The organism is Mycobacterium sp. (assembly GCF_032161845.1).
Lineage (GTDB): Bacteria > Actinomycetota > Actinomycetes > Mycobacteriales > Mycobacteriaceae > Mycobacterium.
Genome location: NZ_JAVRQA010000511.1, coordinates 1 through 11,433, shown reverse-complemented (window position 1 = coordinate 11,433; position 11,433 = coordinate 1). Strand labels below are relative to the sequence as shown.

At 64.8% G+C, this 11,433-nt stretch carries 12 protein-coding genes; 5 read left to right on the top strand and 7 right to left on the bottom strand.

Annotation, left to right across the window (positions count from 1 at the left end):
* Positions 1–454: ABC transporter substrate-binding protein (locus tag QOD90_RS28195; RefSeq protein ID WP_526355309.1), on the bottom strand; the 454-nt coding region annotated here is incomplete at its 3' end.
* A gap of 268 nt (positions 455–722) precedes the next feature.
* On the opposite strand from QOD90_RS28195, the gene QOD90_RS28190 reads away from it, so the two are divergent.
* Positions 723–1,520, top strand: coding sequence for an SDR family NAD(P)-dependent oxidoreductase (locus tag QOD90_RS28190; RefSeq protein ID WP_526355307.1), 798 nt, complete (start codon positions 723–725; stop codon positions 1,518–1,520).
* Between the two features lie 82 nt (positions 1,521–1,602).
* On the opposite strand, the gene QOD90_RS28185 is transcribed toward QOD90_RS28190, so the two are convergent.
* Both QOD90_RS28185 and QOD90_RS28180 read right to left on the bottom strand, forming a co-directional pair.
* On the bottom strand, positions 1,603–2,253 hold the full coding sequence (locus QOD90_RS28185; protein ID WP_526355305.1) for a TetR/AcrR family transcriptional regulator: 651 nt from the start codon (positions 2,251–2,253) through the stop codon (positions 1,603–1,605).
* Between the two features lie 24 nt (positions 2,254–2,277).
* A complete protein-coding gene (locus QOD90_RS28180; protein ID WP_526355303.1) occupies positions 2,278–2,478 on the bottom strand; it encodes a ferredoxin in 201 nt (66 codons plus the stop codon).
* A 107-nt stretch (positions 2,479–2,585) separates the two neighbouring features.
* On the opposite strand from QOD90_RS28180, the gene QOD90_RS28175 reads away from it, so the two are divergent.
* Together QOD90_RS28175 and QOD90_RS28170 are read left to right on the top strand one after the other, a co-directional pair.
* The gene (locus QOD90_RS28175; RefSeq protein WP_526355301.1) at positions 2,586–3,842 is read left to right on the top strand and encodes an oxygenase MpaB family protein; all 1,257 of its coding nucleotides are present in this window, start codon (positions 2,586–2,588) and stop codon (positions 3,840–3,842) included.
* A gap of 139 nt (positions 3,843–3,981) precedes the next feature.
* On the top strand, positions 3,982–4,755 hold the full coding sequence (locus QOD90_RS28170) for a response regulator transcription factor (RefSeq protein ID WP_526355299.1): 774 nt from the start codon (positions 3,982–3,984) through the stop codon (positions 4,753–4,755).
* A gap of 37 nt (positions 4,756–4,792) precedes the next feature.
* On the opposite strand, the gene QOD90_RS28165 is transcribed toward QOD90_RS28170, so the two are convergent.
* The 4 genes from QOD90_RS28165 to QOD90_RS28150 all read right to left on the bottom strand — a co-directional run bounded on the left by QOD90_RS28165 (position 4,793) and on the right by QOD90_RS28150 (position 9,829).
* The gene (locus QOD90_RS28165) at positions 4,793–6,247 is read right to left on the bottom strand and encodes a catalase (RefSeq protein ID WP_526355297.1); all 1,455 of its coding nucleotides are present in this window, start codon (positions 6,245–6,247) and stop codon (positions 4,793–4,795) included.
* Positions 6,248–6,452: 205 nt separating this feature from the next.
* The gene (locus QOD90_RS28160; RefSeq protein ID WP_526355295.1) at positions 6,453–7,163 is read right to left on the bottom strand and encodes a glycosyltransferase; all 711 of its coding nucleotides are present in this window, start codon (positions 7,161–7,163) and stop codon (positions 6,453–6,455) included.
* A gap of 278 nt (positions 7,164–7,441) precedes the next feature.
* On the bottom strand, positions 7,442–9,172 hold the full coding sequence (gene oxc / locus QOD90_RS28155; RefSeq protein ID WP_526355293.1) for an oxalyl-CoA decarboxylase: 1,731 nt from the start codon (positions 9,170–9,172) through the stop codon (positions 7,442–7,444).
* Between the two features lie 270 nt (positions 9,173–9,442).
* Positions 9,443–9,829: a LytR/AlgR family response regulator transcription factor gene (locus QOD90_RS28150; protein ID WP_526355291.1), complete on the bottom strand. Its 387-nt coding sequence runs from the start codon at positions 9,827–9,829 to the stop codon at positions 9,443–9,445.
* Between the two features lie 273 nt (positions 9,830–10,102).
* Between QOD90_RS28150 and QOD90_RS28145 the strand changes: the two genes are divergently transcribed.
* Positions 10,103–11,080 carry an aldo/keto reductase gene (locus tag QOD90_RS28145; RefSeq protein WP_526355289.1) on the top strand — a complete coding sequence of 326 codons (978 nt, stop codon included), beginning with the start codon at positions 10,103–10,105 and terminating at the stop codon, positions 11,078–11,080.
* Positions 11,077–11,433 (top strand): NAD(P)-dependent oxidoreductase (locus tag QOD90_RS28140; protein ID WP_526355287.1); only part of this gene is annotated, 357 nt, incomplete at its 3' end. The genes QOD90_RS28145 and QOD90_RS28140, both read left to right, overlap by 4 nt.

Below are 11,433 nucleotides of genomic sequence, written 5' to 3'. Positions count from 1 at the left end.
GGGTGACGACGAATGTCAGCCGATCCGGCGTCTGCATGTCCTTGACGTCAGCGAGCATGTAGGACGGCCCGGCTGCCATGGCGATCCGGCGCTGGAAGCTGGCTTTGGCGGCCGCGGAGTCAAAGGGGGTGCCGTCGGCGAACTTGACGCCGTCGCGCAACGTGAACGTATAGGTGAGCCCGTCAGGGGACATCGTCCACTTCATCGCCAGCAGACCCGCGATCTTCGTCGATCCTGGCGCGTACTGGAGCAGCCCCTGGTAGGCCGAGGTCATTATGAGCAGGCCTTCTGGTTGGTAGAAGACGTCGGGGTCCAATGGCGGGGGGTCGCTCATCAGGGGAGTGCGGACCGTCGTCGTCGAGGCCCCGTTGTCCGTCGGGCTGTTGCTGGTTCCCGAGCAGGCCGTGCTCGCGAGCAGCAGGGCAGCCACCGCAAGGTATGTGACGCCGGACATGGGTTTCACGCTCAGAGCTCCCGCGCTTGAGTACTTTTCGACGATTCGACGAGCTGATCGCGCAGTCTCGGCGTCAGCTGGCCCTCCGGTTCGTAATCGAGTGTGTGCAAGGTGTATTTCGTCGGCGTGACATGGCGGTTACCACCTTGTACGAACGTCCAAGTGTTGGACGGTCGACCTAGAAACGCGGGTGTGCGCGTTCTAGGCTGCTGGCAGGCAGCCCGTCTTTCACTGGCTAGCACGCTCAAATACGAAGGGAAGTAACACAATGCCCACAACGGTGCCAAGCGCGTTCGATCTCAGCGGTCAGGTGGCACTCGTCACCGGGTCGAGCAGCGAACTTGGTATCGGGTTCGCATCCGCCCGATTGCTGGGCCAGCTGGGCGCATCCGTGATGGTCACCGGGACGACGGACCGCGCGGTCAAACGCGCCGACGAGCTGCAAAGGGAGGGCATCACGGCCAGCTCGCACACCGCCGACCTGATGGATCCCGACGCCGCGCGTGAGCTCGTCCGAGCCACCGAGGCCGCATTCGGCAAGCTCGACATCCTGGTGAACAACGCCGGACTGGCGTCGGTGAACATCCCGGAACGGCCCAACCGGTTGATGGTGATGACCGATGACGAGTGGGCACTGGCCCTTCGGCGCAATGTCGACAGTGCTTTCTTCGTCACCCGGGGCGCGTTGCCTGGGATGGTCCAGCGTGGGTACGGCCGAATCATCAATGTGGCCTCCACGGCAGGCGTTCTCACCGCATACACAGGTGATGTCGGCTACCACACCGCCAAGGCAGCAATGCTGGGAATGACGCGGTCCGTCGCGGTCGACTTCGCCGCAGACGGCGTGACGGCCAACGTCGTGCTGCCCGGCTGGATTGCCACGGCAGCCCAGCTCCCGTCCGAGGTTGCCGCGGGCGAGGCTACTCCGGTGGGCCGGTCAGCAAGTGCCGCCGAGGTCGCCGCAGGCATCGCCTTCCTCGCCGCACCGGGTGCTTCATACGTCACCGGCACGACGTTGGTGATTGACGGTGGCAACTCGATTGCCGGGGTGAAGACCGTGGATTGATCCGTGCCGACGTGAGCCGCTACTGGGCTGGCGCGGTTCATGAATAGTAAAACGCTGGCGCCGTAGCGCGGATCCCAGTCGATCAACGCGCTGACAACGACAGGCCGCCGATGAGGAGGTCGGCTGCGGCGTCAGCGTGTCGGTCGATATCTGATTGGGTCCTCGGCAGCTGGCCGAAGAGGCGAGTCGTCATCGCATCGCTGGCGTAGAGGGCGGCGCCGCCCGACGTGATCATGTAGTAGATCGTCTCCGGGGGAATCGGGCGGATCCGCCGCTCGGCGATGAGTTGATCCATGAGGGGGCGAAACCGAGCAGCCATCGGGAGAATGTAAGTGGCACAGAGATAATCGAGTCGTTCACTGGCCTGGGCCGACTCTCCGTCGACGATGCGTAGCAGCTCGGGGCGGTGCGCTGAGACCTTGACGAAGGTGCGAATGAAGGAGCGGAGGCGCTGCAGATCATCGACGTGGTCCCGGTCGGCGACCTCGAGTTCTCGAACGAGACCACCAAATCCCCAGTCGACGGCCGCGCGCCAGATGGCCCACTTGGACCCGAACCTCTGGTGAAGAAGGTTGTGGCTCACCCCAAGTTCACGGCTGAGCGTACGTACCGAGACGCCCGCGTACCCGTGGGTGGCAAAGGCATTGAGCGCGGCAGCCAGAACGTCGTCGTCGGGTGCTGGTGCCTCGGCCTTCATCGGGCGTCCACGCCGGCGGGAGCGCTGTTCGGTCACCGCAGCACCTTAAGGCGCGGGCTTCTAGATCCCGTCATCGTCTACCGCGATCACCTGCGCCGGGCACCGGCGGGCGGCGATGAGGACATCACGACGGAGTGCCTCCGGTGGATCGGCTTGGAGCAGAACCACCCCAGCGTCGTCGTCCAGATCGAAGACGTCGGGTGCAGCGAAGGCGCACTCACCCGCTCGGATGCAGCGATCGGCGATCACCGAAACCTTCATTGCCAGTCCTTCCGTGTCCAGTTGAGGTCAGTCATTCTTAATTGACAAGTGCCTATTTAATCACTAATCTGGCGGGCACTTGCAAACGACCCGGAGGTAGTCGCGAAATGACCGTCGCATCGGACACATCCGACGTTGAAGTGCCGACGTCGTTCCGGTATTTCGAGAATCGGGAAAGCGCAGCAGGGAAATCCGTCGCACGTGCCCTTGGCAAGTTCGTCACGGGCCCACTGGCCTATCCCGACGCCGTGGTGACGGAACTGGGTCGCGACCGAGCGCGCTCCGATCCCCTGTCCGATGCCTTCATGGAGGCTGCGTTCACCGGCAAATACGCCAGGGACGCGCGGAAAATGGTCGATCAAGCCCTCGACCACGGGATCGGCAGCGTGCCAAACGCGTCCCCCGAACTGGTGGCGCTCTTCGAGCATCTCGACACCGAACCCGACTGGCTGGACTGGGACCGCGTCGAGCGTGGAGCCAAGGTGTTCCGCCGCTATGGCGTCGACGCGTTCTACTACTTCGGACTCATCACCATCGACGGTTACCGCAACGAGTTCATCCACAAACCGCTCATCTTGACCGGTGCGTACACGGGCGGAAGCGCGTTCGGCCGATTCCTCGAAACGTGCCGCTTCTGGATCGACGTCTCAGAGCCCGGCGGCATGCGCCCAGGAGGGGAAGGCCGCAAGACCGCGGTCACCGTCCGAATCATGCACTCGATGATTCGGCGCCGGATCGCCCCACACCCCGAATGGGACGGCGCAAGGCTCGGCGTCCCGCTCAGTCAAAACGCCCAGTTGGGAACTCTTTTCACGTCGTTTCTGCTCAACGAGCACACCAAGAAGCTGGGGTACTTGGTTTCCGACGAGGAGATCCTCGATCACATGCACTTCTGGCGCTACGTCGGATACATCCTTGGAGTTGAGCCGAGTCTCTACCCCGAGACCGTCGAAGACTGGTGGCGGATGGCTTACACGACGATATTGCAAGACACCAAGCATGACGGTCCGGATGCCAAGATGCTCGCGCAGTCGTTCGTGACGGCATTCGGCCCGACCGATGAGGACGTCGCCGAGGTCCGGAGGCGGAAAGTGAAGGAATACCACAAGGTTCGTAATTGGGGCAGGTTCTTTCTCTCGGCAAAATCCTTCACGGTCAACGACTTACCCGATCCCGGCTGGCGCCGCTGGCTTCCCCTTGTTCACGTCGGGCCGAATCTCGTCACCGGCATTGGCCGGCGCGTCATTCCGGGGTATGCCGACGTGATCGATCGACGGCAGCGCGCGCGACGGTCGGCGTGGCTCGAATCCCACATGGCGGGGCAACCACCCCGTTTCACCCCGGTGGAGGTGCTGTCGCGGTGACTACCGGCTAGCGGGTAGTCGAGGGTACCGACACCGGTAGAGCGTGGGGGACGCTGGCGGTGATGTGGCCTTCCGCGTCCGGCGCCACGCTGTACATACCAACAGAACGTCAGTCTTCAACCACGATGAGGTGCGGCCGATGACCGAAGACCAGTTCGCGCAGGTCCGCGCCCAACGGCAATCCGATCAACCAGATGTAAGCGAGTCAAGCGAGTCCCGGTCGTTCGCGCGATCCTCGGGTCGAGAGGTCGATGTCCGCGACGATCGGGTGCGGGTGATTCTGGCTGAAGACGATGTCTTGCTCCGAGCGGGGCTCGCCAGCCTGTTGGACCGCTCGGGTTTCGACGTCGTCGGGCAGGCGGGTGACGGCGTGCAGCTGCTCGCGATGGTAAGAGACCTGAACCCCGGGCTCGTGGTGACCGACATTCGGATGCCGCCGACCCATACCACCGAGGGCCTCGACGCGGCCCGAGTGATCCGTGAAGAGCTCCCAGACATCGGCATTCTGGTGCTGTCGGCGCACGTCGATGTCGAACATGCGATGGAACTGCTGGCAAGTGGCCACAGCATCGGCTACCTACTCAAGAGTCGGGTCACAGACGTGGCCGACTTCGTCGACACGCTGGAGCGGATCGCGAAGGGGGCGTCGGTGGTGGACCCGGCGCTGGTTCAGGAGTTGGTGTCGGTCCGTCGGCGCAATGACCCCCTCGCCGTGCTCAGCGCGCGGGAGCGGGACGTGCTGGCCCTGATGGCGGAGGGCCGGTCCAATGCCGGTATCGCCCATCGGATCTGGGTCACGGAGGGCACTGTGGAAAAACATGTCCGGAGCATCCTCGGCAAATTGGATCTTCCAGAGACCGGCGACGACCACCGTCGCGTCCTCGCGGTCATCACCTTCCTCGACGCCCGCTAGCGAGCGACTTCGACGCCCGCTGCGGCGCTCGGTCGAACTATCCCGCCCGCACACCCTTCTCGACGCGGTCGCCCAGATCCTGGTCGACGTTGTGCCAGTACTCGAAGGCGCGTTCCAGGACTGGCTCCGACACACCGTCGAGCAGGTGGCCGACGATGTTGTCCACCAGGCGATCCCGTTCGGTGTCATTGAGGACCTCGCGGACAAGGGTGCCCGCCTGACCCCAGTCGTCGTCGTTGGCACGCAACGTGTACGCGGTGCGCACCATGTCCCCGTCGGTGTGCCAACCGGCGGGCTGGCCGTAGCGTGCGGTGTCGGCCTTCGGACCGCCCTTGGAGTTGGGCGCATACACCGGGTCGGCGGCCAACTCATACCGCATGTGTCCGGCGGTGTTGTAACTGTGCACCGGGCACTTCGGCGCGTTGACCGGCAACTGGTTGTAGTTCGCGCCGATGCGATAGCGCTGCGCGTCGGCGTAGGCGAACATCCGGCCCAACAACATCTTGTCCGGGCTCGCGCCGATTCCAGGCACTAGATTGGAAGGCGACCAGGCGCCCTGCTCGATCTGGCTGTGGTTGTCGGTGGGATTGCGATCCAGTGTCAGTCGGCCCACCTCGGTGAGCGGATAGTCGCCGTGTGGCCACACCTTGGTCAGATCGAAGGGGTTGAACCGGTAGGTCTTTGCGTCCTCGAATGGCATGATCTGCATCTTCAATGTCCACGACGGGTGGTCCCCACGCCCGATCGCCTCGAACAAGTCGCGGGTGTGGTAATCGGTGTCCTTCGACACCAGCGCGTCGGCCTCTGCCTGAGTCAGGTTCTCGATGCCCTGATCGGTGATGAAGTGATACCGCACCCACACCTTCTCGTCGGCCGCGTTGACCCACATGAAGGTGTGCCCGCTGTAGAGGTTCATGTGCCGCCAGCCGCGTGGGATTCCGCGATCACCCATCAGCCAGGTGACCTGATGCGCCGACTCCGGAGACAGGGTCCAGAAGTCCCACTGCATGTCGTGATCGCGCAGATTGCTGTCAGCGCGGCGCTTCTGAGAGCGGATGAAGCTCGGGAACTTGATCGGATCCCGCAGGAAGAACACCGGGGTGTCGTTGCCGACGATGTCGTAGTTGCCTTCGGAGGTGTAGAACTTCAGCGCGAAGCCGCGCGGGTCGCGCCAGGTGTCTGGACTGCCGCGCTCACCGGCCACCGTCGAGAAGCGGATCACCGTCTCGGTCGTGGTACCGGGCTGAAACACCGCGGCCTTCGTAAACGCACTCACGTCTTGGGTGACCTCGAACCGCCCAAATGCACCTGAGCCCTTGGCATGCGGCTGCCGCTCGGGCACGCGTTCCCGGTTGAATTGCGCCAGCTGCTCGATCAGGTAGTGATCGTGCAGCAGGATCGGTCCGTCCGGTCCGATGGTCAGTGAATGCTCGTCGCTTTCGACTGGGATGCCGGCATTCGTTGTCGTCGGTGAGGGTTGTATCTCGGTCATTTGCATTGCCTTTCGGAGCTGGACGGACTACTGGCGGAGTGGGCCTGGTACCCGCAATCCGCGGCGTGAGGTGTCGAGGGGACGGGCGCGCGGTGGCCATTGCGACCGACCGGTGGCGGCCATTCGTCGTCCGCCTTTTGCACCGTGAGGACGCTGCGGTCGAGGACGTCAGCGAGCCAGATCAATAGTCGCTCGAGGAGCCTGCTCATATTTGCTTCCCTCCATCGGACTGCTCCCGGACCCTGAGCTCCAGGTCGTGGCGTCGCGCAACTTGTCTTGCGCGACCGCCCATTCCGCGCCGCAGCACCGGGGTAGTCAAAAGACGTCGCAATGCCCCCTCCATCCCGGACGCATCCCCCGGCCTGTAGACCAGTCCGGCGATGCCGGGCACGAGGAGCTGTACGGTGGCCGGGTCAGCCGGGGCGACCACCGGCCGTCCCGCAGCCAATACGTCCAGCAGCGTGCTGGTCGCCGCAGAACTGCTGAGCACGACGAGGTCTGCGGCAGCAACGAAGTTCGACCATCGGTCGCCGCTGGAGTCCGCCACCGCGTGCACGTTGCTCCCGAAACCCCTTGCAGAGGTGCTCTGCATCAAGATGGTGTGCTGCACGCCCGTTCCAAGGAGGACGAGCTGCGCCTTGGACTGCTGGCGCACTGCGATGAGCGCGGCGGCCAATTGTTGCGCGTGCGCACGGTCGTCGAACGGTCCGATCGCGACGATCGTCGGGAGGTCGGCGAGGCCCACCAGTGAGCGGGCGGCCATCGGGTCTAGCGCTGTGACCGGTGGCTGCGCGATCGGTGCGGGCGCCCCGGAAGCTCCACGACGGCTGCTACGGGTGCAGGGCGCGGTGAGGTTGGGCCACGAACCGCGGTCCGCTGAACCAGCGTCGTACATCGTTTCGGTAACGGTGACCATGACTCATAGAATTGCGGTCCGGGGCGCCGATGTCGTCAGCGCTGACCTCCCTTTGGGCCCCCTGCTAACACCACTCCGGACATACCTGCTAGCTGCCATGGCGCCAGACGTCGGGAATTGCACGCGCGTTCGTTGCTGCCCCAAGACGGGATGGCGTGAGTCGCTCGGGTCCGTTAGACGTGGTGTTTGCTGACGTCAGCGAGATTCGAGCTGTCTCGCGAGTCCGCCTGTCCCAGTGAGATATTCAATGTTCCGCTCGGGCGGTAGAGCGTTGGTGTTCAGTGGTTTCCGACACCGGTCGGGTTGAGGTGGGTGAGGTGACCGCTTTCAGTTCCGTCGGCGGGGTCGATCACGCAGTCGATGAGAGCCGGACCCCTCGACATCAGCGCGCCGGTGAGGGCGATGGTGACTTGTTCCCGCGTGGTGGCCTGGTAGCCCTTTCCGCCGAAGGCCTCGATGAGGCGGTCGTGGCGGGCGGTGGGCATCAGGGTGGTCGACGCCGGGTCGGTGGAGGCGGTGTTGACTCCGTCGCCGCGGTAGATGCCGCCGTTGTTGAGCACGACGACGACTACGGGTAGCCGGTACCGGCAGATGGTTTCCAGTTCCATACCCGAAAACCCGAATGCACTGTCGCCTTCGATGGCCACGACCGGGGCGCCGGTCTCGACGGCGACGGCGATCGCGTAGCCCATCCCGATTCCCATCACGCCCCAGGTGCCGCTGTCGAGGCGGTGCCGTGGTACTTCCATGTCGATCACGTTGCGGGCGAAGTCCAGTGCGTTGGCGCCTTCGTTGACGACATAAGCGTCGGGATACTCGCGCAGCGCGTCGCGGATGGCCCGCAACGCGCCGTAAAACTGCATCGGGTGCCGATCAACGTCCAGCCGCGCCGACATCTTCGCTACGTTCTGCGCCGAGCGTTCGGCGAGCTCGAGACGCCACGGCGCCGAGCCGCTGAGCTGTCCGGGCTCGGCCCGTTCCATCAGTGCGGCCATCACCGAGCCGATGTCGCCGACGAGCGGGGCGGCGATGGGCTGGTTGCTGTCGAGCTCGGTGGGTTCGATGTCGACCTGGATGAAGGTTGCGTCCGGATTCCATTGCGGCGCCTCACCATGTCCGAGCAGCCAGTTCAGCCGGGCGCCGACGAGCATGACGACGTCGGCTCGGCGCAGCGCCAATGACCGGGCGGCGGCCACCGACTGTGGGTGGTGGTCGGGCAGCAGGCCCTTGGCCATCGACATCGGCAGGTACGGCACACCGGTGGCCTCGATGAACGCGCGGATCTCCTTGTCGGCCTGCGAATATGCCGCACCCTTGCCGAGCACGACGAGTGGGCGTCGTGCACCAGCGAGCAGGTCGATCGCGCGGTCCACCGCTTCGGGCGCGGGCAGCTGGCGTGGTGCGGGGTCGACGACCCGCCGCAGCGACGCGTCGCCCGCAGCCGCGTCGATGACCTGGCCGAGCACCGCGGCGGGGATGTCGAGGTAGACACCGCCGGGGCGCCCGGACACCGCGGTGCGGATCGCCCGGGCCACTCCGCGGCCGATGTCTTGGACCCGGTTCACTCGGTAGGCGGCCTTGACGAACGGTTGCGCCGCCGCCATTTGGTCGAGCTCCTCGTAGTCACCCTGCTTGAGGTCGACGATGTGCCGCTCGCTGGACCCCGAGATCTGCACCATTGGAAAGCAATTCGTGGTGGCATTGGCCAGTGCGACGAGCCCGTTGAGGAAGCCAGGTGCGGAGACCGTCAGGCAGATGCCCGGCTTCTTCGTCAAGAACCCCGCCGCCGCCGCCGCGTGGCCGGCATTACTTTCGTGACGGAAACCGATGTACCGGATGCCCGACGCCTGCGCGACACGGGCCACGTCGGTCACCGGGATGCCGACCACCCCGTAGATCGTCCGGATGTCATTGAGCTTGAGGGCCTCGACGATGAGGTGGTATCCGTCAGTGAGCTGCTCCGGAGCCCCCGGGCCGTTCGCGGCATCCGGTATGAAAGCGGTTGACATGGTCCGAAGTCCTTCAGTCGCGATGGCTGTGCGTCGTCACTTCCGACACTCGAATTGCTCGTCCTCAAGGACAGGATGTCCTTCAAACACGGCAAAGTCGTCACCGCTGCCACCCGGCCATACCTCCAGTTAGCTGGAATGTGTCCGTGCCTGCCAGCGCTCAGGCTGCAGACCATCCCCGTCGGCACGAGGTCCAATCCCTCTACCATCCATCGGATCTGGGCCATCGAGGGCGGCGCTGGAAAGGCCGGCGACGACGACTGCCGGGTCTCAGTGGTGTTGGCCCTCCCCGAGGGTCGCCACCCCATCGACGAGATCGCGGATCGCGCCGGGCGTCAAGTTGATCTTGCTTAGGAACCCGACGGCCGGGCTGGTCGCGATCATGTCGGCAAGGTCCTGCTCGGCATGGGTGGAGATCAGTATCACCGACGGAGGTGTCGGCAGTCCAAATCGGTGGAGTTGCTCGGCGAGTTCGAAGCCGTTCTCCCCGCCGAGGTTTACGTCTACGAGTATGACGTCGGGACGCAACTCCTCAACGCATCGGATGGCCTCAGCGCTGGTCGACGCGACGCCGACGACCGCGATCCCGTCGTGCTCGAGCAGCCGACGTGCGGCGTCGACGAAATCTAGGCTGTCATCCACGATTACGCAGCGCATCGTGTACCTCTCAAGGACATGAGTTCAGCTTGTCAGTAGGCGGCACCAGTGCGCATTCCCACTAGCTGCAACTCTGCCCACACGACGCCGTGATTCCGTCCGCTCACGATGCCCGCATACCCAGGGCATTTGCAGGTGGCGCGCAGACACAGATTCCAGCTAGCAGGGGATGGCGATTGGTGTCAGCGGTGGCGACAGGGCTGCACCGGCGCGACATCGTGGTTAGTGGCCAACCCGGAAGCACCGCTGTGCTCGAGTTACTTGGAGAGCGATATGAAGACCACCACGTTGGGGCAAACGGGACTTCACGTCTCCCGCATTGCCTTCGGCACCTGGCAGCTGGGTGGCGAATGGGGTCGTTTCGATGAGGACGCCGCCATCACCGCGATCCGTCGCGCCCGCGAATTGGGTGTCAACTTCTTCGACACGGCCCAGGCCTACGGATTCGGCGCATCCGAGCACATCCTTGGCACAGCGCTACGCGATGAGCTCACCAGCCAGCGCGACGAACTCGTCATTGCGACCAAAGGCGGTCTGCGCCAGACGGACTCCGGTCTTGTACGCGATGCGAGTCCGGAATGGCTCCGGCGCGGCGTAGAAGCCAGCCTTACGGCGCTGGGCATCGATCACATCGACCTGTACCAGGTGCATTGGCCGGATCCGATCGTCCCGGTCGCCGAGACGGCGGGCGCACTGGGCGAACTGGTCGCCGACGGCAAGGTCCGCCACGTCGGCGTATCCAACTATGACGCCGCGCAGATGGCGGAGTTCTCTGGCACGCTTCCGGTGGAGACCTTGCAGCCGCCGTACCATCTGTTCCGTCGCGAGATCGAGGACGAGGTCCTGCCTTATTGCCGCACGCACGACATCGGCGTGCTGGTGTACGGACCGTTGGCGCATGGGCTGCTGACGGGAACGCTGAGCCGCCACACCGCATTCGTCGACGATGATTGGCGCAGCGCGAGTGGCGTTTTCAGCGGTGACACGTTCCGACGCAACCTGGCGACGGTTCGCGACCTGGAGGTCTTCGCCGCCGACCGTGACATCAGCGTGAGCCAGCTGGCCATCGCATGGACGCTGGCGAACCCAGCCGTACAGGTCGCCATCGTCGGCGCCCGACAATCGAGCCACGTCGAGGACAGCCTTCGCGCCGCGGAGGTGGCACTGACCGACGCGGACCTCGACGACATCGACAAGATCATGACTTCCGCCACGCCGGTGGCCGGACCGTCGCCGGAGGGTATGCCATGACCGAGCCTGCCCAGACGGTTGCGGTGTTGGGCACCGGGACGATGGGCGCTCCGATCGCCCGCAACCTGCTACGCGCTGGGTTTGGAGTCCGAGTGTGGAACCGGACTCCGGACAAGGCCGCCGCGTTGGTCGACGCCGGTGCGCGGCTCGGCTCCGACCCTGCGGAAGCGGCGAGCGGCGCCGACGTGCTCATCACCATGCTGACCGATGGCGCCACCGTCGAAGGCGTGATGACCGGGCCCGACGGTGCGCTGTCGATGCTTCGTTCAGGCTCGATATGGATTCAGATGAGCACGGTCGGAGTCGAATGGACGGACCGGCTCGCTGAGCTGGCCGACCTGCACGGCGTCGCG